This is a genomic window from Streptomyces sp. NPDC002088, from assembly GCF_040296605.1.
Lineage (GTDB): Bacteria > Actinomycetota > Actinomycetes > Streptomycetales > Streptomycetaceae > Streptomyces.
In genome coordinates this window covers 1-20803 of record NZ_JBEOXO010000033.1, presented here as the reverse complement: position 1 = coordinate 20803, position 20803 = coordinate 1, and the positions used below count along the sequence as shown (strand labels likewise).

At 71.3% G+C, this 20803-nt stretch carries 17 protein-coding genes and 2 pseudogenes; 7 read left to right on the top strand and 12 right to left on the bottom strand.

Annotation, left to right across the window (positions count from 1 at the left end; translation table 11 throughout):
- Nucleotides 1-351: a DUF488 domain-containing protein gene (locus ABT114_RS42800; protein ID WP_351150440.1), complete on the bottom strand. Its 351-nt coding sequence runs from the start codon at nucleotides 349-351 to the stop codon at nucleotides 1-3.
- Nucleotides 352-516: 165 nt separating this feature from the next.
- Here ABT114_RS42800 and ABT114_RS42795 point away from each other — a divergent pair, with 165 nt between their 5' ends.
- Nucleotides 517-1932, top strand: coding sequence for a M1 family metallopeptidase (locus tag ABT114_RS42795; protein WP_502988499.1), 1416 nt, complete (start codon nucleotides 517-519; stop codon nucleotides 1930-1932).
- Nucleotides 1933-2231: 299 nt separating this feature from the next.
- On the opposite strand, the gene ABT114_RS42790 is transcribed toward ABT114_RS42795, so the two are convergent.
- Nucleotides 2232-3452: a saccharopine dehydrogenase family protein gene (locus ABT114_RS42790; protein WP_351150435.1), complete on the bottom strand. Its 1221-nt coding sequence runs from the start codon at nucleotides 3450-3452 to the stop codon at nucleotides 2232-2234.
- A 120-nt stretch (nucleotides 3453-3572) separates the two neighbouring features.
- On the opposite strand from ABT114_RS42790, the gene ABT114_RS42785 reads away from it, so the two are divergent.
- The gene (locus ABT114_RS42785; RefSeq protein ID WP_351150432.1) at nucleotides 3573-4274 is read left to right on the top strand and encodes a TetR/AcrR family transcriptional regulator; all 702 of its coding nucleotides are present in this window, start codon (nucleotides 3573-3575) and stop codon (nucleotides 4272-4274) included.
- Between the two features lie 144 nt (nucleotides 4275-4418).
- On the top strand, nucleotides 4419-5711 hold the full coding sequence (locus ABT114_RS42780) for an MFS transporter (protein WP_351150429.1): 1293 nt from the start codon (nucleotides 4419-4421) through the stop codon (nucleotides 5709-5711).
- Nucleotides 5712-5728: 17 nt separating this feature from the next.
- Here the strand turns inward: ABT114_RS42780 and ABT114_RS42775 are convergent, their stop codons facing one another.
- Both ABT114_RS42775 and ABT114_RS42770 read right to left on the bottom strand, forming a co-directional pair.
- Complete coding sequence (locus ABT114_RS42775) at nucleotides 5729-6184, bottom strand: cyclic nucleotide-binding domain-containing protein (protein WP_351150427.1); 456 nt, start codon at nucleotides 6182-6184, stop codon at nucleotides 5729-5731.
- A gap of 528 nt (nucleotides 6185-6712) precedes the next feature.
- Nucleotides 6713-6934, bottom strand: coding sequence for a hypothetical protein (locus tag ABT114_RS42770; protein WP_351150424.1), 222 nt, complete (start codon nucleotides 6932-6934; stop codon nucleotides 6713-6715).
- Nucleotides 6935-7117: 183 nt separating this feature from the next.
- Here ABT114_RS42770 and ABT114_RS42765 point away from each other — a divergent pair, with 183 nt between their 5' ends.
- On the top strand, nucleotides 7118-7591 hold the full coding sequence (locus ABT114_RS42765; protein WP_351150422.1) for an ATP-binding protein: 474 nt from the start codon (nucleotides 7118-7120) through the stop codon (nucleotides 7589-7591).
- A gap of 223 nt (nucleotides 7592-7814) precedes the next feature.
- Nucleotides 7815-8642: a SigB/SigF/SigG family RNA polymerase sigma factor gene (locus ABT114_RS42760; RefSeq protein ID WP_351150419.1), complete on the top strand. Its 828-nt coding sequence runs from the start codon at nucleotides 7815-7817 to the stop codon at nucleotides 8640-8642.
- A gap of 118 nt (nucleotides 8643-8760) precedes the next feature.
- Here the strand turns inward: ABT114_RS42760 and ABT114_RS42755 are convergent, their stop codons facing one another.
- From ABT114_RS42755 to ABT114_RS42740, 4 genes and pseudogenes are all read right to left on the bottom strand, one after another.
- Nucleotides 8761-11013, bottom strand: coding sequence for an FUSC family protein (locus ABT114_RS42755; RefSeq protein WP_351150417.1), 2253 nt, complete (start codon nucleotides 11011-11013; stop codon nucleotides 8761-8763).
- A 52-nt stretch (nucleotides 11014-11065) separates the two neighbouring features.
- A complete protein-coding gene (locus tag ABT114_RS42750; RefSeq protein ID WP_351150586.1) occupies nucleotides 11066-12436 on the bottom strand; it encodes an NAD(P)/FAD-dependent oxidoreductase in 1371 nt (456 codons plus the stop codon).
- Nucleotides 12437-12719: 283 nt separating this feature from the next.
- Nucleotides 12720-12926 (bottom strand): annotated as a pseudogene (locus ABT114_RS42745) (STAS domain-containing protein); the annotation flags it as partial.
- Between the two features lie 22 nt (nucleotides 12927-12948).
- Nucleotides 12949-13812, bottom strand: a complete 864-nt coding sequence (locus ABT114_RS42740) for an RNA polymerase sigma factor SigF (RefSeq protein WP_351150414.1) — start codon at nucleotides 13810-13812, stop codon at nucleotides 12949-12951.
- Nucleotides 13813-14225: 413 nt separating this feature from the next.
- Between ABT114_RS42740 and ABT114_RS42735 the strand changes: the two genes are divergently transcribed.
- On the top strand, nucleotides 14226-14597 hold the full coding sequence (locus ABT114_RS42735; protein WP_351150411.1) for a PRC-barrel domain containing protein: 372 nt from the start codon (nucleotides 14226-14228) through the stop codon (nucleotides 14595-14597).
- A gap of 71 nt (nucleotides 14598-14668) precedes the next feature.
- On the opposite strand, the gene ABT114_RS42730 is transcribed toward ABT114_RS42735, so the two are convergent.
- Nucleotides 14669-15103 carry an ATP-binding protein gene (locus ABT114_RS42730; protein WP_351150408.1) on the bottom strand — a complete coding sequence of 145 codons (435 nt, stop codon included), beginning with the start codon at nucleotides 15101-15103 and terminating at the stop codon, nucleotides 14669-14671.
- A 254-nt stretch (nucleotides 15104-15357) separates the two neighbouring features.
- On the opposite strand from ABT114_RS42730, the pseudogene ABT114_RS42725 reads away from it, so the two are divergent.
- Nucleotides 15358-16247: pseudogene (locus ABT114_RS42725) on the top strand (short-chain dehydrogenase/reductase).
- 101 nt (nucleotides 16248-16348) lie between these two features.
- On the opposite strand, the gene ABT114_RS42720 reads toward ABT114_RS42725, so the two are convergent.
- The 3 genes from ABT114_RS42720 to glgB form a co-directional block, all read right to left on the bottom strand.
- Nucleotides 16349-18256 (bottom strand): AMP-dependent synthetase/ligase, encoded by a 1908-nt coding sequence (locus ABT114_RS42720; RefSeq protein ID WP_351150406.1) that lies wholly within the window; start codon nucleotides 18254-18256, stop codon nucleotides 16349-16351.
- 153 nt (nucleotides 18257-18409) lie between these two features.
- Nucleotides 18410-19498 carry a glutamate--cysteine ligase 2 gene (locus tag ABT114_RS42715; protein ID WP_351150403.1) on the bottom strand — a complete coding sequence of 363 codons (1089 nt, stop codon included), beginning with the start codon at nucleotides 19496-19498 and terminating at the stop codon, nucleotides 18410-18412.
- A gap of 61 nt (nucleotides 19499-19559) precedes the next feature.
- The coding region (gene glgB / locus ABT114_RS42710; RefSeq protein ID WP_351150401.1) for a 1,4-alpha-glucan branching enzyme at nucleotides 19560-20803 on the bottom strand (1244 nt) is incomplete at its 5' end.

Sequence of the window (20803 nt, the reverse complement as noted above, 5' to 3'; positions counted from 1 at the left end):
TCAGGCCTCGAGGAGACGGGCCAGGACGGTCGCGTGACTCCGGTCGGGGGACTTCGAGGCGGTCAGCAGCGTGACGGGCCCCTTGCCGGCCGACTCGCGTACCCGATCGAGGAGTTCGGCCGCTTCGGGCGCGGCGAGCTCCGCCTCGTAACGGCGCGCGAAGTCCTCGTACGCCCCCTCGCCCGCGTGGTACCAGCGGCGCAGCTCGGCGGACGGGGTGAGGCCCTTGGGCCACTCGTCCACCCGTGCCGCGTCCTTGGACAGGCCGCGCGGCCACAGCCGGTCGACCAGGACGCGCACGCCGTCGTCGGGTTCCGGCGGTTCGTAGACGCGGCGCACACGCACGCTCATGCTCGGGGCCTTCCACGGGGGCAGCAGTGGTGCTGCCGAGCGTAATACGGGCGCATCGGGTGACGCCGCGTGACTTGACCTGAACGAGGGGGTTTACCGGGCGGATGGCCCCCTAGTCTGAGGGGGTTTGATCATCGCCACCCCCAAGGAGCGCATGTGAGGCACATCCGGCAGCAGTCCACCAGACGCAGTGCCCTCCTCGGCCGCGGAGCCGTCGTCGCTACCGTCCCCGTCGCCGTCGCGGCCCTGCTCGCGACCGCCGGGCCCGCGGCGGCGGGCACCACGGGCGCGTCCGGTGCCGGAGACCCGTACTTCAAGCTCGCCGGGAACGGCGGCTACCACGTCAGCCACTACGGCCTGACGCTCGCCTACGACACGGCGAGCCGCCACCTCGACGGCACGGCCGTCCTCACCGCCCGCGCCACCGAGTCACTGACCCGCTTCGACCTCGACTTCGAGGGCCTGAAGGTCACCGGCCTCACCGTCGACCAGGTGAAGGCGGACTTCAGCCGCAGCGGACAGGAACTCGTCGTCACTCCGCGCCATGCCCTGCGCAAGGGGCAGGAGTTCCGCGTCACCGTCACCTACAGCGGCACCCCCGGACCCGTCACCGACCCGGACGGCTCCCTCGACGGATGGATCCCCACCGACGACGGAGCCTTCGTCGCCGGTGAGCCGCAGGGCGCCATGACCTGGTTCCCGGCAAACAACCACCCCAGGGACAAGGCCTCCTACGACTTCACGATCACCGTCCCCGAGAACCGGACCGCGGTCGCCAACGGCGTCTACCTCGGCAAGCGGACCGCCCACGGGAAGACCACGTACCGCTGGCGCCAGTCCGAGCCCATGGCCGCCTACCTGGCCACGGCGACCGTGGGGAAGTTCAAGGTCGAGCAATACACGACCCGCGACGGCATCAAGGTCTACAACGCCGTCGACCCGCGCGAGGCGACCGACACCGCACGCGTGCTGAAGAAGCTGCCGTGCGTGCTGGAGTGGGAGAGCAAGGTCTTCGGCCCGTACCCGTTCCGCGCCGCCGGTGCCATCGTCGACCACGCCCCGGACGTCGGCTACGCCCTGGAGACCCAGACACGGCCCGTGTACGACTCCGCGCCCAGCACGAGCACCCTCGTCCACGAGAGCGCCCACCAGTGGTTCGGCGACTCGGTCTCCCTCACCAGCTGGAAGGACATCTGGCTCAACGAGGGCTTCGCCACCTACGCCGAATGGCTCTACAGCGAGCAGCACGGCGGCGACAGCGCGCAGGAGACGTTCGACGACCTCTACTCCCGCGGGGCGAGCGACGACCTGTGGGACTTCCCGCCGGCCGACCCCGGCAGCGGCGCGAACATCTTCGACACACCCGTCTACGCCCGCGGTGCCATGGCCCTGCACGAGCTGCGCACCGCCGTCGGGGACCCGACGTTCTACCGGATCCTGCGCGCCTGGGTCACCGAGCACCGCGCCGGACACGGTACGACCGCGCAGTTTGAGCGCCTGGCGGAGCGGGAGTCCGGAAAGAACCTGGACAAACTGTTCCAGACCTGGCTCTACAGCGAGGGCAAGCCGAACAAGCCGTAGATCCTGACGAGTTCCTCACACGCGTCGGCCATGGTCGACGCGTGATCACTCACACCACCCCTCGGGTCGCCCTGGTTGCCGCCGCATCCCTACTGGTCACCGGATGCGGCGGCGGCGCGGTCGCCGCGGGCGCCGCGCCCGCCGTGACCTCGGCACCGGCGTCGCCCACCCCGTGCCGCGCGGGCGGCCAACCGGGATCTGACCAGCGCTCTGCGTCCTCACAAGTGTCGATCACGGCCCTTCGCGGCCCGGCCGGGCGACCCTTTCCCTGAGAACAACGGTGTTGCGTGGTGCGGGAGTCAGTGTTCCCGGATCCCCCACGGCGAGCCGTACGCGGTGAGCAGGTCCAGGAACGGGCGGGCCGGGAAGGCCTCCGGACCGAGGACGCCGGCGCCGGTCCAGGCGCCCGTGGCGAGGAGTTCGAGGGCCACGACGGGGTTGACGGCGGTCTGCCACACCACCGCCTGGCAGCCGTACTCCGCCATCGACCACTGGTTGTCGACCACGTGGTACAGGTACAGCTCGCGCGGCGCGCCGCCCTTCACGCCCCGAACCCAGGTGCCCGCGCAGGTCTTGCCGTGCATGCGCTCGCCCAGTGTCGCCGGGTCGGGCAGACAGGCGGCGACGACGTCCCGCGGCGAGACCGCGACCGGCCCGTCGGCGCCCGGTACCGTCACCGGGTCGGTGCGGTCGAGGCCCAGCAGGTGCAGGGTCTTGAGGGTGCGGATGAAGTCCTCGCCCAGGCCGTACTTGAAGGTCACGCGGCGGGCGTCGACCCAGCGCGGTACCAGCAGCACCTCCTCGTGCTCCACGTTCACGCATTCGACGGGGCCGATGCCCTCGGGGAAGTCGAACACCTCGGGCTCGCTGAAGGGCGCGGTGGTGAACCAGCCGCGATCGGCCTCGTAGACCACCGGCGGGTTCAGGCACTCCTCGATGGTGGTCCAGATACTGAAGGACGGCGCGAAGTCGTGGCCGTCGACGGTGAGGTTCGCGCCGTCGCGGATGCCGATCTCCTCGATCTCGTCGAAGAGTTCGTCGGCGGCGTACCGCGCGAACACGTCCGACAGGCCCGGCTCCACCCCCATGCCGACGAGGGCCAGCGCGCCCGCCTTCTCCCAGTCGGCCGCCTGCGCGAACTGTGCGTCGCCCAGCTTGACCCCGCACTTCTCGTACGGCTGTTCCGCATGCGGCCGGGACAGTGACATCGCCATGTCGACATAGGTGGCGCCGGTGCTCAGGGCCGCCCGGAAGAGGGGCTCGACGAAGCGCGGGTCGGTGGCGTTGAGGAGTACGTCGCAGGCGTGCCGGCGCAGCAGGCGGGCCACCGCCTCCTCGTCGCCGGCGTCGACGCGCTCGGCGCGGAACCGCGTCGCGTCGCCGCCGAGGGCCGCGACCGCGGCCTCGGCCCGCGCCGGGTCGTAGTCGGCCACCACCATCGCGTCGAAGAACGACCGCCGGGCCGCGATCCGGGTGATCGCGGTACCCACACCACCGGCTCCCACGAGCAGCACACGCATGACGAGAACTCCTTCTCGAGTGAACGAAAGACGTGGGGCCCCGGTCGAGATACAACGCCGCCCTCCGTCGTAAGGTCAATGGCGTTGGCATAAGCATGCAGGCGAGGAGAGGAGACGGTGATGCCCAAACCGGTGGTGCCCGAGGAGAAGCGGCGCCGACGCCGGCCCACCCGGAGCGGCACCGTGCTGTCCGAGCGGCTGATCGTCGACACGGCGCTGCGGATGCTGAGCGAGCACGGCAGCGCCGGACTCACCGCCCGCCGGATCGGCCTGGCCCTGGACTGCGACCCGAGCACGCTGTACCGGTACTTCCGGGGTATGGACGACCTGACCCTGGCCATCGGCGACGCCCTCATCGGACGGGCCCTGCGCGGCTGGCGGCCGTCGGGGGAGTGGCGGACCGACCTGCGCACCATCGGGCTGCGCATCCACGCCGCGTACGTCGCCCACCCGCAGGCGGCCCTGCTCACCGCGAGCCGGGTCACGGGCCGCACCCACGAACTGGCCGCCGATGAGGCCGTCCTGGACGTCCTGCGCACCGCCGGTTTCCCGCTGCCGGACACGGTCCGCATCTACCACGCCTTCATCGACCAGACCCTCGCCTTCGCCGCCCTCGACGCGGCCTCGCTGGCCCTGCCCCGCGCCGCGCTGCGCGCTGACGAGGACAAGTGGCGCTCGACCTACGCCCACCTGCCGGCCACCACGCACCCCCGCATCGCGGAGGCGGCACCCCTGCTGGCGACCCGCATGGTCACCAGCGCCTATCCGACGGCGCTGGAGATGCTGCTGGACAGCGCGGCGGCCCGGCTGGCGGCGGCCTGATCCGAAGGGCAGGCCTCAGGTGCCCAGCGCCTCGGCCGCCGGCACTACATCGCCGCAAGCTGAGACTGCGAACTCCGATGCCACAGCCGGTGCTGCGATAGTGATCCCCGGACCCGAAAGATGTAACGAGCAACCAGGAAGCACGTGGACACGAGCGAGAGCAGTACCGATGCACAGACAGCGGCCCCGGCTCCGGCGCCGCCCCGGCGCGGCTGGCGCCGCTGGGCCATGGACACCCGCCCCCTGCGCCGCCCGGCCTACCGTCGGCTGTGGTCGTCGACGATCGTCACGGCCGTCGGCAGCCAGCTCACCGCCGTCGCCGTGCCCAAGCAGATCTACGACATCACCGGCTCCTCGGCCTGGGTCGGATTCGCGAGCCTCGCCGGTCTGCTGCCCCTGATCGTGTTCGCGCTGTGGGGCGGCGCGGTCGCCGACACCGTGGACCGCCGCAAGCTGCTCCTGATCACCAACTGCGGCATAGCCGTCACCTCGCTCCTGTTCTGGGTACAGGCGGCCGTCGGACTCGACTCCGTGGCCGCGCTGATGATCCTGCTCGCCGTGCAACAGGCGTTCTGGGGTCTGAACGCGCCGGCCCGCAACGCCTCGATCGCCCGGCTGGTCCCCGAGGACGAGCTGCCCGCCGCGAACGCCCTCGGCTCCACCGTCATGCAGACCGGGCAGGTGGTCGGACCGCTGCTGGCCGGCGTCCTCATCCCTGTCATCGGCCTGCCCGAGCTGTATCTCATCGACGCGGTGGCGCTGTGCGTCACGGTGTGGGCGGTCTACCGGCTGCCTTCGCTCCCGCCGCTCGCGGCGGCAGCGCGACGCGCGGGCGTTCGCGAGATCGCGGCCGGTTTCCGCTACATCTCCGCGCACAAGGTGCTGCTGCTGTCCTTCCTCGCCGACATCATCGCGATGGTCTTCGGCATGCCGCGCGCCCTGTTCCCGCAGCTCGCCGCGCAGACCTACGCCCCTTACGGCGAGGGGCTCGCGCTCGGTCTGCTGTTCGCGGCGATCCCCGTCGGCGCGGTGGCCGGCGGGCTGTTCTCCGGCACGTTCTCCCGGGCACGCCGGCACGGCTGGATGGTGATCGGCGCGGTCGTCGCCTGGGGCGCCGCCATCGCCGGCTTCGGACTGAGCCGCAACCTGTGGCTCGCGGTGGTGTTCCTGGCTGTCGCCGGGGTCGCCGACATGGTCTCCATGGTGTTCCGCGGGGCGATCCTGCTGTCCGCCGTCACCGACGAGATGCGCGGCCGGATGCAGGGCGTCTTCACGGTCGTGGTCGCGGGCGGCCCGCGCATCGCCGACGTGTTGCACGGCACGGCCGGCTCCGCCTTCGGCCCCCGCGCGGCCGTCGCGGGTGGCGGCCTCCTGGTCGTGGCCATCATGCTGGGGCTGGCGGCCGCGGTGCCCGCCCTGCGTCGCTACCGCATCTGAAGCCCCGCCTTCAGCCCCTACGGGACGCTGCGCCGGTGCAGCGTGTACTGCTCCATCAGCTTGCCCCGGGTCATCTCCAGCCGGTGGGCGAGGATCTCGGCGACGGTCCGCACCAGGACCAGCCCGAGCTGCGGATCCTCCTCGCTCAGGTCCCGCACGGGCTGCGCGTCGAACTCGTAGGCGCGTACCTGGCTGAAGGCCTCCGCGCCGAAGTCCCACACGTACGGCGGGAACAGCCAGGACCAGCCGAGCAGGTCGCCCGCCCCGAGACTGGCCACGGTCACCCGCCGCGCGGACGTGACCTGCTGGTCGAGGGAGACGGCACCGGAGCGGATCACCCAGAAGCGGTCGGCGGTGCCCCCCGACTCGAAGATGCGGGTGTCCTCGGGGAAGGAGACCTCCCGCGCGAGCGACATCAGGCGCTGGCGCTGGGGCTGGGGCAGGGCGGTCAGGAGTTTTGTCGCTTTGGTCATGACGCGGGGCTCCTCGCCGGCGAAGTGGAGGGAGGTCGGCCGCGCGGCGGTGTGCCACCGCTCGCGGTGTTTCCCCTATGCCCCATTTCAGCCGCTGCCGACGTCTCGGGCACCTCGGCGGGACGTGCACCGGAGGTGATCCGTCGGCACGCGGGTGGGGGTGGTAGGAGCAGTTACCCAGGTCCCTCGCCGTTCAACCGGCCGAGGAGCGGTGGCCGCGGTCCGGGCAGTGAAAAGCCCTGGCTGGACGGGGGAGGCCAGCCAGGGCCGTAACGCGGTGGTGTACAGAGGACGGTACGGTCGACTCCGTCACCACGTATGAGTGAACGCTAAACCATTCAGGGGGAATTCGCGTAACTCAAACCCGGTTGCGTGACCTGTTTCACTCGTTTCCCTTCCTGGTACCGGTTCCCCTTGGCGTCCGCCGCGACGACCTGCGCACCGGAGCGCCGCGCCGGTACGGCGGTGGCCGGAGGCCGACGGGCGCCTTCCGGCCGACGGCCGTGCGGCAGCGGTGCGCCGTGGACGTCAGGCCTCCTCGCGGTGCCTGCCGGGGGTGAGGATCTCGTCCATCACCCTGATCACCGCCTCGTAGGCCAGCGTCCGTACGGCCGCCTCGCGCGCTCCGTCCGGATCGGTCGCACTCATGTCCCCGCTCCGCGCCCGCCAGGTCCGCGCCTCCTGCTGGGCGCAGGCCCTGGCTCGGTGCATACGGCGCAACAGCTCGTCCGAGTCCACGACATCCGTCATGTCATCCGACTACCCCCATTGCGCCCGTCGATGACGAAGCTCCCCGTCCGGGAACGGCAGGTTTGACGGACTCCCTTCAGGTGAGGCGAATGGAGGAGGCTTCCTCGATCGCTTGATCATCAGGTCACTTGATCACTCGGTCGGTCGATCACTCGGTCATTCGACCACTCAGGGAGCGCGACGATGCGTGCGAAGCACCCGACCGGACCCGCCACCGAGCCCGCCCGAGGCCCGGACTACTCGCACGGGCCGTCCGGGACGACAGGCCCCGGCGAGGGGGAATCATGCAGCCCGGCCGACGTCCGCAGCGCCGTGCGGCGCGTGGTGGACAGGCAGTGCCGGGCCGCGGGCTCGCCGTGCGACGAGACCGCCCTCGCCGACGCGCTCCTCGTCGCCTCGGAACTGACCACCAACGCCATCCTGCACGGCGGCGGCGTGACGGGGTTCGACGTCGGTGTGGAAGGGCGGGGTGTGCGCGTTTCCGTTTGTGACCGCAGTGAGCGACTGCCGGTGGTCACTCCCTCCGCAGGCGTCCGGGGGCGCTGCCGGACCGGGGGCCGCGGCTGGCCGATCGTGTGCAGGCTGTCGTGGGACGTGCGCGTTTCGGAGCTGCCGAGGGGCGGTAAGCGGATCACCGCCGTGGTGCCCGTCTTCTGAGCACTGTTTCCGGTGAGCGCTCGTGCGTTCCGTGAGTCTTCCGGGCGCTTTTCCCATGAGGTCGAGTTTGCCCCCGAGGAGGCAGGGCAGACGGAGGTTCGTGCTTCGGACCGGAGGCGCGCCGGCGGGAGCGGTATGTCCGTCCCGGCGCCTTCGGGCCGTCCGAGCGGAGCCGTTCCCGCGGCAAGTCCCTGAAACCACCTGTTCAGGAGCGAGAATCCGCATGCTCATCGACATGTCGACAAGCCGCCCCGGCGTGCCCGCTCGCCCCACCACGCAGGCCGGGCGCCCGCACGACGATGCCCCCGACACGGCAGCCCTGTTCACCCGTCTGACCGAACTGAAGGAGGGACCGGAGCGGGACGCCGTCCGCGACGAACTCGTCGCGGAGTGGCTGCCCATGGCCCACCGGATCGCCGGCCGGTTCCGTGACCGTGGCGAATCCCTGGAAGACCTGAGGCAGGTGGCGGCGCTGGGGCTGGTCAAGGCGGTCGACCGTTTCGACCCGTCCCGCGGTGCCTTCGAGAGCTATGCCGTGCCCACCGTCACCGGCGAGGTCAAGCGTCACTTCCGCGACCGGATGTGGGCACTGCGCGTGCCCCGCCGGGTGCAGGAGCTGCGCAACAAGGTGCGGGTCGCCCGCCGCGAACTCACCCAGCACCCGGGTACCCCCGAACCCGCGGTCGCCGACATCGCCGCCCACACCGGGCTCACGGAGGACGAGGTGAGTGCGGGCCTGGAGGCACTCGAGAGCTTCAGCACCCTGTCGCTGGACGCCGAACTCTCCTCCGGCGACGACGGCTACAGCCTCGCGGACACGCTGGGTGCGCCGGACACCGCGTACGACGTCGTGGTCGACCGCGAGGCCGCCAAGGAAGGCCTGCGCCACCTGCCCGAACGCGAGCGCGCCATCCTCTACATGCGCTTCTTCGAGGACATGACGCAAAGCCGGATCGCCGACCGGCTGGGCATCTCGCAGATGCACGTCTCCCGCCTCATCAGCCGCAGTTGCGCCCGCGTGCGCGACGAGGTGCTGGAGCAGCGCGAGTGAAGAGGCTGGACGACACACTCCGCTCCTTCGCCGACACCCCCGTGGGCCCGGCGCTGCCGGCATGTGTCGCGACCGGCCGGGTCGGGGTCTGATGCCCGGCAGCCCGGCAGCCCGTCGGTCATCGCTCGGGTGTCGCCACCGGAACGCCCAGGGGGCGCGCCAGGCCCATCACTGCCTCGTCCAGGCGTTGTACGTGGCGCAGCACCCGGTCGGTGATCCGGCCGTACCGGGGGGTGACGTCGGGCCCCAGCAGGGACGCGATGCTCGGGCCGGTCTCCACCTGGACCTCGGGGGCGCCCTCCTCGTTCGCGACGCGCGCGGCGATCGCCGCGATGTTGTGCATCACGCGCTGCCCCGCCCGCCGCAGCCGCGGGTCCGCCGCGATCGACGGGTGGGTGGGCAGCAGCTCGGCGGCCGCCGCCAGGGTGCGCGCGTGATAGGCGCACGTCTCCAGCAGCGCCACCACGTACTGGGCGGTGTTCCGCCGAGCCCGCAGCGGCGTGATCGGATGCGTCAGCGGCTGGGTGGCGGCGCGCAGCTCGGCCAGCGCCTGGTCGAGTTCGCGCGCCTTGTCCAGCAGGTCGCCATCGGCCCCGCCGCTGAGCTGCCCGACCGCCGCGTCCGTGACCTCGGCGAGCCGGTCCAGCACGGTGACGAGAAGCTCGTCCGTACGGCGGGCCGTGCGCACCGGCAGGACCACCGCCGCCGCGATCACCCCGCAGGCCGCCCCGAGCGCCGTCTCCTCCACCCGCAGCACGAGGACCGACATGCTGTAGGTGTGCAGCAGGGTGTAGAGCACCCCCAGCGCCGCCGTCACGAAGAACGAACTCAGCGTGTACGACAGCGGAGCCGTGTAGAACATCGCGAAGACGCAGACCAGCACCAGCGCGAACGCCGTCCAGGTGTGGTGGCCGACCAGTCCCGCGAGCCCGATGCCGGCCACCACGCCCAGCACGGTCCCCATGAGCCGGCGGTACCCCTTGACCAGGATCTCGCCGGTGGACGCCGTGTTGATGAACACGATCCAGCAGGTCAGCACCGCCCAGTACCAGCGCTGGCTGGAGAGAAACTCCCCGCCCACGATGGCCAGCGCCGACCCCACGGCGACCTGTACGGCCGCCCGAGTGGTGGGCCGGTCCAGCCCGGTCGGTTTGGCCGCCTCCTCCGGCTCGCCCTCCTCGGCACCGGCGATGGCGGCATCCTCCGCGTCCAGTTCCTCGCGGGAGCGGGTCGTCGAGGGGGTGTCGTCGGACTCGTCCTGCGGCCCGTCGAGGGCGATCCGCAGCCCGAGCACCGCCCGCGCCGCCTCGCCGATGCCTCGGAAGACGTCCTTGACGGCGGGTGAGGCGGGCGGCAGGTTCTCCTCGTCCCGGTAGCCGAGGAGCCGGTTGCGCACATGCGCCAGCCCGGTGCCCTGTTCTCCGGAGACCGGGCGCAGGACGATCACGCGCAGCACCTCCAGATCCCGGCGCAGCAGGTCCGTGGCCTCCTCCCGCACCGGCAGATGGCCGCCCGACGGGACGGGCGCGCCGGGCAGGTGCAGCGTGAGCGTGTCCGCGCGCTCGGTGCTGCGCGCGGTCAGCAGCAGGAGCCCCAGCCGCTCGGCGGCGACCTCGGCGTCGGCGATACGTCGTTGCAGCAGCCGCGCCACCGACGCGTCGGACGTGCCGTCCTCCAGCCGGCCCTGGATCATCATCGCGGTCTCGTGCAGGCGCGCGGTGCCGCTGCGCACATGCTCCAGAGCCTTCTCGATCTCGTCGGGACCGGCGTCGAGCAGCTCGAGCTGCGCGGACACCAGCTGCGCGAGCCGGGCTCGGAACGCCTGGCGCAGCCGGTCCAGCACGCCCTCGGGGGTCTCGGGCACGAGCACGAACCGCACCACGGCACTGGAGAGGAACGCGACAGCGATGGTGCCGTACAGCCCGGGCAGGGCCGGGACCGTGGCGCCGACGAACAGAGACAGGAAGTAGATCTGGAAGCCGATCAGCCCCAGCGCCGTCCCGCGGTCGCCGAACCGGCGGCCGTAGACGGCACAGAAGATGAGCACGACGAAGAAGAGGTCGCCCACCACGACCCGGGAGTTCAGCAGCGCGCCCAGCGTCACCGAGGCCAGGGCCACCGGCAGGCCCACCGCCAGGGTGACGGCCTGCCGGTCGCGCTGCTTCTCCCGGATGGCGAACGTGGCGACCATCGCCGCGATCGCCCCCGCCACGAGATGGGGCACGTCGGCATGCAGCAGGGCGAGCACAGCGAGGGTGAGGGCGATGGCGCCCACCGTCCGCAGCCCGGCGGCGTACCGCAGCAGCCCGGGATCGGACGCCGCGACGTGGTCCCGCAGCCGGGTCCGGACCGACCGTTCGCCTGCCCTCACGCCCGCCGTACTCTCTCCCGGCTCACGGCACTCGGACGCGCCGCGTGCCGTGTCACTGCTCGGGTGAATCCGTCCTGGCCAGGTGCGCGCGCACCTGTTCGGGCGTCATGTACCTGTTGGTGTGCTCGAAGTCCTTCAGCTTGGCCGGCCTGCGGGCCTGGAATCCGGTGCGTACGAAATCGTCGCCGGCGATCGCGTTGAGCGTCCAGTTGGTCAGTACGCGCGTCTTGGCGACGTTGGTGCGCAGCGCCGACCAGTGGTAGCCGCGTGCCACGATCTGGGCCGGTACGCCGCGCAGCTCGATACCCAGCGGCTTGGAGACGGCGTCCTTGCCGCCGAGGTCGACGACCAGGCCGAGGTCCTTGTGGACGTACGGGCGCTGCGGCTGGTTGCGGAGCGTCGCGATGACGTTGTCGGCGACGCGTTTGCCCTGCCGCATGGCGTGCTGGGCGGTCGGCGGGCAGATCGCGTTCTCGTCGCCCTTGGCCCTGTCGGGGACGGCGGCGGCGTCGCCGAGTGCGAACACCCCGTCGTGGCCGGGCAGGTTCATCTTCGCGTCGACCGCGAGCCGTCCCCGGACGGTCTCCGCGCCGAGCGTGCCGATGAGCGGGCTGGCGACCACCCCGGCGGTCCAGATCAGGGTGTGGGTGGGCACCACCCGGCCGTCCGTGAAGCTGACCTCCTCGGGACCGGCCTTCTCGATGGAGACGCCCAGCGAGATCTCGATCCCGCGCCGGCCCAGGATCTCCTGGGCGCTGCGGCCGAGCTTGTCGCCGAGTTCGGGCATCAGCTTCGGGGCGATGTCGATCAGATGCCACTTGATCAGGGACGGGTCCAGCCTCGGGTAACGCTTGACGGCACTGTGCGTGAGGCGTTGCAGGCAGGCGGCGGTCTCGGTGCCCGCGTACCCGCCACCGACCACCACGAACTGCAGCCGTGAGGCGCGCTCCGCCGGGTCGTCGCTGGCGTCGGCGAGGTCCAGCTGGGTGATCACGTGGTCGCGGATATAGGCGGCCTCCGCGAGCGTCTTCATGCCGAACGCGTGATCGGTGAGCCCGGGGATGTCGAAGGTGCGGGTGACGCTGCCCGGGGCCAGCACGATGTAGTCGTAGGGCTCGTCGACGATCTTGTCGGTGATGGTGCGGATGACGCAGACCTTGGCCTTGAGGTCCACGCCGATGGCGCCGCCCGGAATGATCCGGGTGCGGTACTTCTCGCTGCGCCGCAGGGAGACCGCGATCGACTGGGGCGTCAGCACACCCGAGGCGACCTGGGGCAGCAGCGGCAGGTACAGCTGGTAGGCGGACGGTGTCACCAGGGTGATGTCGGCCTCGCCGGGGGAGAGCTTCCGCTCCAGGCGTCGTACGCACGCCACTCCCGCGAAGCCCGCACCCACCACCAGGATCCTGGGTCGTGTCACGATGGTTCATCCCTTCTGCGGCTCCAGGCGGTCTGCCGCGACGTCATTCGCGTGCCCGCCGGTCGCTGCTTCGCACCTCTCGATCCCACCGCGCCCGAGCTCCTCCCGCCAGCCGGGTGCGGCATGCAGACGAATGAACGAATCCTCAGTCTGCCTGTTCGAGCGCCGAAGCGCGTGGGGAGCACCGAAGTACGGGCGATCTACGCGTGTTCCGGTCCGGCCGGCCCGGGCCGCATGCGCCCCGTACCCGGTGTGCGGGGCGCGGTCGGCCCTCCTGGTCCGGTGCGCCCGCCGGCTGTCCGTCGACGAGGGCGAGGGCGTCGTCGACGCTCTCGGAGACGGGCACGGTGATGCTGACACCGGTGAGGTCCAGGATCCGCCGTACCGCCGGGGCGGGGGAGACGATGTGCAGCCTCCCCGACACGTCGCGGGCCTCCTGGTACACCCGCACGACGATGTTCATGCCGGACGAGTCCATGAACGGGACCGCCGAGAACCACCCCCTGAACGGTCCGTCAGGCGACCTCGGGGCCCAGCAGCCCGGTGCGCAGCCGCCGCACCATGCGGCTGATCAGGCGGGACACGTGCATCTGAGAGATGCCGAGCTCCTTGCCGATGTCCGCCTGCGTGCGCTCCTCGACGAAACGCATATGGATGATCAGCCGCTCCCGCTCGCCGAGTTCGGCGATGAGGGGCGCCAAGGAGTGGAAGTCCTCCACCAGTTCGAGCGCTGGTTCCTCCTCGCCGATGAAGTCGGCCAGCACGGACTCGCCCTCCGCGCCTCCGTCGGAGGTGAGGGCCGCGTCGAGGGAGGAGGAGGTGTAGCAGTTCGACGCCTTGCGCGCCTCGATGACCTCCTCCTCGGACAGTGACATGAGCTGCGACAACTCCCGCGTGGTCGGCATACGGCCCAGCCGGGTCTGGAGCTCCTCGGTGGCCTTGGCCAGTTCGACCCGGGCCTCCTGCAGCCGTCGGGGGACATGGACGGCCCAGCTCGTGTCACGGAAGAAGCGCTTGATCTCGCCGACGATGTAGGGCACGGCGAACGAGGTGAACTCGACCTCGCGGGACAGCTCGAACCGGTCGATGGCCTTGATCAGACCGATCGTCCCGACCTGGACGACATCCTCCATCGAGTCCCCGCGGCTGCGGAAGCGGGAGGCCGCGTAGCGCACCAGGGACAGGTTCATCTCGATCAGCGTGTTGCGCACGTACTGGTGCTCGGGCGTGCCCTCCTCCAGCACCGCCAGGCGGTCGAAGAACCGGCGCGAGAGCTCGCGTGCGTCCTTCGGGCTGACCTGCGAGGGAGTGTCGATGAGCGGAAGCTCTCCCCGGAGATCGTCCGTGACCGTCTGCTCCACTGCCGTCACGGCATCCATGCCGCCCACTCCGTTCGTCGTGGCTGTTGCTGACGGCATCCGCCTGCCCCGAGTTCCGCATCTCATGTCCGGCGCGCGGAAATAGAGGGATGTCCGTCTCAAATGCCTGGCCTGGAAACGCTGTTGGAGACGGGGCGGTTGTCGTACCGCGACCATCCAGTCGTCGTCACCGGGAGCCGTACGACGGTCAGTTGCGCATACGCCCCCCCAGCCGGTGCCGCACGAACACCGACAAGCGCGGAACCACCACACGCGCCCGCCTCGACCTCCGCTGACACCACGGCTCCCGCGCGCGATGGTCCCACGCCCGAATGCGCGTGCGGGGAAAGGGTATTTGGTGCTGTGGGACAGGCGGGTGCCGACCGTCCGCCCGCACGGGCACGAAACGCCCGGGAGGAAGAGGAAGGAGCAGTGTGGCCACAGGCAGAATCTGGTCGTACGCACCGGACAGCGGTCACGTCGAGGGGCAGGACCTGACGGGCTACGCCGTCGTCGCGACCGACGGCACGATCGGACACGTGGACCGGCAGGCCGAACCCCATGGCATGCGGCACCTGGTCGTCGACACCGGTGTCTGGCTGTTCGGCAGGAGTGCCGTCGTACCGGCGGGCATCGTCGCCGGCATCGACCCTCAGGCCCGTAAGGTCTCGCTGGCCTGCACCGGAGGCGAGGTCAAGGCGGCTCCCCGGTTCCGGATCGACAGCGAGACGAGGGATCCGCGGTACCTGGCGACCGTCGGCGAGCACTACGAGCGGCTCGCCACGCCCAGGACCGCGACGGACTGAGCCCGGTGGGCCCGCCCGGAGGCGGGTCCGGGTCGGCGCACCGTCCCCGCGCACGTACGCGCGTGCCCGACTCACCAGGGGAGGAAGACGTGAATGTCCTTGCCCCGGTCGGTGGCCACCACGCTGACCTGGGTGCACAGTGCGTGGACCAGGTGCCAGCCGATTCCGCCACCACCGGTGCTGGGGTGGAAGGGACGGGGCGCGGGCGGTGTGGTGCTGGTGTCGTGCAACGTGACGTGCACGCCGTCGAACGTCCGGCGCAGGCGCAGTTCGAAGGGGCCCGGCGCGTACTGGACGGCGTTGGCGGCCAGTTCCGTGACGATCAGCACGATGTCGTGCCAGCACTCCGCGGCCGCGGGTGGTGAGACACCGGCCAGCTCACGGAGGAAGTCCTCCGCGGCCAGGCGCGCACTCGTCACGTCCGCAGGCACACCCACGAAGCCGACGGTGCGGCTCGCGATGTCCTGGGAAGCCACTGTTCCGTCCCCACGCGGATCGGTTGCCATGTCGCCTCTCCCGGCCCTGGTGCCAGCAGGGCTGTCGTCCCTTCCCATACGTCCCTCGCTCCGTCACCCCTGCGAGTTCCCGGGGGTGCGCCGGGTACGCGTCCGAGGCGGCAGGCGGATGGGTGATCCCTTCTGGGTCGTCGTCGGAACACGGCGGGACGCCCCCTGGCCACGGAGCGTACGTGGCCCGACAATCCGTCGGAAGCGGTCGGCGTGACGAGGGGGAGGGGTTCGACATGACCGGGACATCCGCAATGGCCGGGGCATCGGTACTGCACGGTCGGATCGCGGTGGTGACGGGGGCGGCCCGTGGCCTGGGCGCGGCCGTGGCCCGTGCCCTGGCCACAAGAGGAGCACGGGTGGCCCTGCTCGGCCTGGAGGAGGAACTGGCCCGGGTGGCCGCCTCGCTGCCGGCCGGGTCCGCCGTGTACCGGCAGGTCGACGTCACCGACGACGGTGGCATGGCCGCCGCGGCCGAGTGGGTCGGGCATCGGCTCGGCACACCGTCCGTGGTGGTGGCGAACGCGGGAGTGGCGGAGGCGGGACCGTTCCAGCGGTGCGATCCGCAGCTGTGGCGGCGCATCGTGGAGGTCAACCTGATCGGCGGCGCGATCACCGCGCGGGCCTTCCTCCCGGCGCTGCTGGACACCCGGGGCTACCACCTGCAGATCGCCTCGTCCGCCGCCCTGGCCCCGGCCCCGCTGCTGTCCGCATACTGCGCCTCGAAGAGCGGCGTGGAGGCGTTCGCGCACGTCCTGCGCGCCGAGGTCGGCCCGCGCGGCGTCGGCGTGGGGATCGCCTATCTGAGCTGGGCGGAGACGGGCATGACCGAGGAGGCGGACGCCCACGGCGCCCTGCGCCGGATCAAGGCGGGCATGCCCTGGCCCGCCTCCAGGCTCTGCCCGGTCGACCTGTCGCCGACCGGCTGGTCAGCGGCATCGAGCGGCGGTCCACGCACGTGTACGGCCAGGCGTGGCTGCGCGCGGTGGCGGCCGTACGGCCCCTGCTGCCGGGGCTGGTGGCGTTGCAGAGCCGGCTGGGCGGTGCCGACGGCCGCCTGGAGGACATCGAGGCCACCGGGCTGCTGGGGGCGGGTGGCCGGGCGGCGACGCGTCCCGCGGGGAGCCGTACTTCCGGGCAGTGAGGTTCCGCGCTCGGCGCGGCTGTGTCCGCGGTTCGGGGGAACTCGGATGCGTGGGCGGCGCCTCGATGGGCCGCGGCCGGCGGCGCTGAGGCAACCGGCCCCTACCGGAACACGTTGTCCGAGTCGTCCCAGCCGAGCACCTCCTCCGGCGTGCTCGGCCGTGGCAGGCGCGAGCGTGCCTGGTACATCGCGTCGATCTCGAACGCGTAGTGCCGCACGATCGCGTCCCGGCGCAGCTTCAGCGACGGCGTCAGCAACCCGTTGGCCTGGTCGAACGGTTCCGGGAGCACCCGGAACACCCGGATGGACTCGGCGCGGGACACCGCGCTGTTGGCCGCGGCCACGGCGCGCCCGATCTCCTCCTGCAGCGCGTTCTCCTCGCGGGCCTCCCGGTTCGGCAGGTCGCTCTGCAGGGTCAGCGCCGCCCGCCAGTGCGCCAGGAACTCCGGGTCCAGCGTGATCAGCGCGCCCACGCAGGGGCGGTCGTCGCCCACGACCACCGCCTGGTGGACGAGCGGATGCATCCGCAGCCGCTGCTCCAGCGGGGCAGGGGCCACGCTGTTGCCGCCGCTGGTGATGATGATGTCCTTCTTGCGGCCGGTGATCGTCAGGTAGCCCTCGGAGTCCAGCTGCCCGAGGTCCCCGGTGGCGAGCCAGCCGCCCCGCAGCGCGGCCCGCGTGGCGGCCTCGTCGTTGACGTACCCCTGGAAGACCGACGGGCCGTGTACGAAGATCTCCCCGTCGTCGGCCACCTGGATGTCGGTGCCGGGCAGCGCCTGCCCGACGGTCCCGGACTTCTCCCGGCCCAGCGGCTGCATGGTGATGCCGCCGCCGGTCTCGGTGAGGCCGTAGCCGTCGTGCACGTAGATGCCGATGCCCTCGTAGAAGAGCGAGAGGTCGCGGTTGAGCGGTGAGCCGCCCGAGGACGCGCGGCTCACCCGGCCGCCCAGTGCGGCACGCAGCCTGCGGTACACCGTCCGCTCGTACAGGGCGTGTTGCAGGCGCAGGTCGAGACCGGGACCCGAACCCCGGCCCACTCGCTGACGCTCGGTGGCCGCCGCGAAGTCCCGTGCCGTCTCGGCGGCCCGCTCGAACAGCGATCCACGGCCCGCCTGTTGGGCCGTACGCAGGAAGTTCTTGTACAGCTTCTCGAAGACCGACGGAACGGCGTAGAAGTACGTGGGCCGGAAGGAGCGCAGCGCGGACGACAGGGAGGCCTCGCTCGGGTCCGGTTCATGGCCCATCAGCAGGCCACCGCGCAGACACAGGCCCTGGATCATGAGGCCGTACACGTGGGAGAACGGCAGGAAGGCGAGGATGGCCGGCTGCTCCCCGGGCGGCGCCGCCGTGTGGCCCCAGCCCTCGAGCAGCGTGTCGCAGGGGCTCGCCAGGCTGCGGTGGCTCAGCGCGCAGCCCATCGGGCGCCCCGATGTGCCCGAGGTGTAGGCGACGACCGCCGTGGAGTCCGGCAGGACGATGCGGCGCAGCGAGTCCACCGTGGTGAGCGGGATGAACTCGCCCCGTTCCACCAGCTGTTCCAGCGCCCCCGCATCCAGCTGCCAGACATGCCGCAGCATCGGCAGCCCCGCGCACACCGAGCCCACCGTCATGACGCTCTGCTCGTCCTCGACGACGACGCCCACGCAGCCCGAGTCGCGCAGCATCCACTCGACCTGGTCGCGTGAGGAGGAGGGATGGATCGGCACCACCTCGGCGCCCACCGCCCACAGCGCATGGCTGAGAACCGTCCACTCGTAACGGGTCCGCGCCATGATCGCCACCCGGGCGCCCGGCGAGATCCCGGACGCGATCAGCCCCTTGGCCAGATCGACCACCGCGTCCCGGACCTCGACGGCGGTCACCTCCTCCCAGGCGGCGGAGGCGGAGGCGTCCCGGCGGCGTGCGAGCAGCGGCAGGGCCGGGTTGCGGGCCGCCGTATCGAAGACGCTGTCGGCGAGCCCGCCGGTCAGGGATGGGGTGGCCGGGGGAGCGAGGGCGAAGTCGCGCATGCGCTGCTCCTGGGGTGTACGGGGAGTGACTCCGCCTATGTGAACTGTTATCGACGGTGGTCGAATCTAGCCCAGGAGAGACCGAATAGTGCCGGGAACTGAGAAGTAATCGAGCCGTGATCATCTCCGTGGGCCGGCCGCGAGGGCACCGCCTCATTCCTGGGTGAGCCGTACGCACTCCACGACGACCTCCCGCAGGCTCCCGGTCCGCTTCATCAGCTCGCGCTGCACTCGCGCCCCGTTGCCCCGCCCCAGCAACTCGGCGCAGGCCGCCCGCGCCCGGTCGAGGTCCCCGCTGTCGGCGAGGGCCTGCGCCACATGCTCCAGCAACGCCTGTACGACTGCCTCGGCGGGCCTGCGCCGTATGGTCCTGGGGTCAAGCAGTTCGCCCGTCAGACCGGAACGCGCCGCCTGCCAGGTGGCCAGCCGGAGCAGGCTCACGCCGTGTTCCACGGGCTCCTGCCCCGCCTGCCACTCGCGGGCGGCGGTCTCCACGAGCCCCCGGGCGAGGGTGGCGACCAGGGCGGCGGTGTCCGCGTGCAGGCAGACGTCCGCGACCCGGATCTCCACCGTCGGGTACCGCTGGGACAGGCGGGCGTCGAAGTAGACCATCGCCCGGTCGAGGATGACGCCGGTGGCCACCATGTCGGCGACGCATCTGTGGTACCGCTCGGCGGAGCCGAAGACCTCGGTCGGCCCGGCCGACGGCCAGCGCCCCCACACCCGGCTGCGGTAGCTGCTGTAACTGGTGTCCCCGCCCTGCCAGAAGGGCGAGTTGGCACTCAGCGCCGTCAGCACCGACAGCCAGGGCCGGACGCGGTCGATGACGGCGACGCCCTCGTCGTCGGACTCCACGGACACGTGGACGTGACAGCCGCAGACGAGCTGCTCCCGGGTGGCGATGCCGTACTGCTCCGCCATCCACTGGTAGCGCCGGCCCATGCCGATGCAAGGGCTGACCGGCAGCGGTGAGGTGGCCAGCGCGGCGACCGCGCAGCCGATCTCCCCGGCGTGCCGGGCCGCCTCCGCACGGCAGCGGACGATCTCCGCGTGGAGGTCCGCCATGTCCGACTGCGGATGGGTGGCGAACTCCAGCATCTGGTCGTGCAGTTCCTTCTCGAAGACGTCCTCGCCCGCGCCGTACCGCGAGGCATGGGCGAGGACGGCGGCGGACAGCGCCTGCGGTTCGCCGGTCTCCGGGGCGACCAGGAGGAGCTCCTCCTCCACTCCGACGGTGCGCACGTTGGGCGGCCCTTCTGTGGGTCTGCTGCGGCTACGACGCACCCGAGTACCCCGATGATCTTCAGTCCAAAGGCGTCAGCCAGACCGTCGCCAGCGGCGGCAGCGTCAGCGTGATCCGGCCGTCCAGCTGTTTGACCGGTTCGGGGTGGGTGACGTCGCCGCCGCCGTAGCGCCCGGCGTCGGTGTTGAGCGTCTCCCGCCAGGTGGCAACGGTGTCCGGGACCCACAGGGCGTAGTCGTGCCGGACGACGGGGGAGAAGTTGGACACGGCCAGCAACGGGCTGCCGTCCGCGGCGAATCGCAGGAACGCGAAGACGTTGTCGTCGGCGGCGTCCCCGACGACCCACTGGAAGCCGGAGGGCTGCGTGTCGCGTTGCCAGAGGGCGGGGGTGCGGTGATAGACGGTGTTGAGGTCGCGGACGAGGTCGCGTACGCCGCGGTGGTCGGCCTCCGCCGAGTAGGCGGGGTCGAGGAGCCACCACTCGGGGCCGTGGGCCGCGGACCATTCGGCGCCCTGGGCGAACTCCTGGCCCATGAAGAGGAGTTGTTTGCCGGGGTGGGCCCACATGAAGCCGAGGTAGGCGCGGTGGTTGGCGCGCTGCTGCCACCAGTCGCCCGGCATCTTCGACACCAGCGCCTGCTTGCCGTGGACCACCTCGTCGTGGGAGATGGGCAGGACGAAGTTCTCGCTGTAGGCGTACACCATCGAGAAGGTCATCTCGTTGTGGTGGTACTTGCGATGGACCGGCTCGTGGCTGATGTACTCCAGCGAGTCGTGCATCCAGCCCATGTTCCACTTCAGCCCGAAACCGAGACCGCCGCTGTCGGTGGGCCGGGTCACCCCGTCCCAGGCGGTGGACTCCTCCGCGATCGTGACGACCCCCGGCACCCGCCGGTACACCGTCGCGTTCATCTCCTGGAGGAACGCCTTCGCGGCCAGGTCCTCCCGACCGCCGAAGACGTTGGGCTCCCACTGGCCGGAGTCCCGGGAGTAGTCGAGGTAGAGCATCGAGGCGACCGCGTCCACCCGCAGCCCGTCGATGTGGAACTCCTCGCACCAGTACACCGCGTTGGCGACCAGGAAGTTGCGCACCTCGACGCGCCCGTAGTCGAACTCGTAGGTCCCCCAGTCCGGGTGCTCCGCGCGCCGCCAGTCCCCGGGTTCGTAGAGCGGGTCCCCGTCGAACCGTGCCAGTGCCCAGTCGTCCTTCGGGAAGTGCGCGGGGACCCAGTCCATGAGGACGCCGATGCCGGCCCGGTGCAGGGCGTCGATCAGGAACTTGAAGTCGTCGGGCGTGCCCAGGC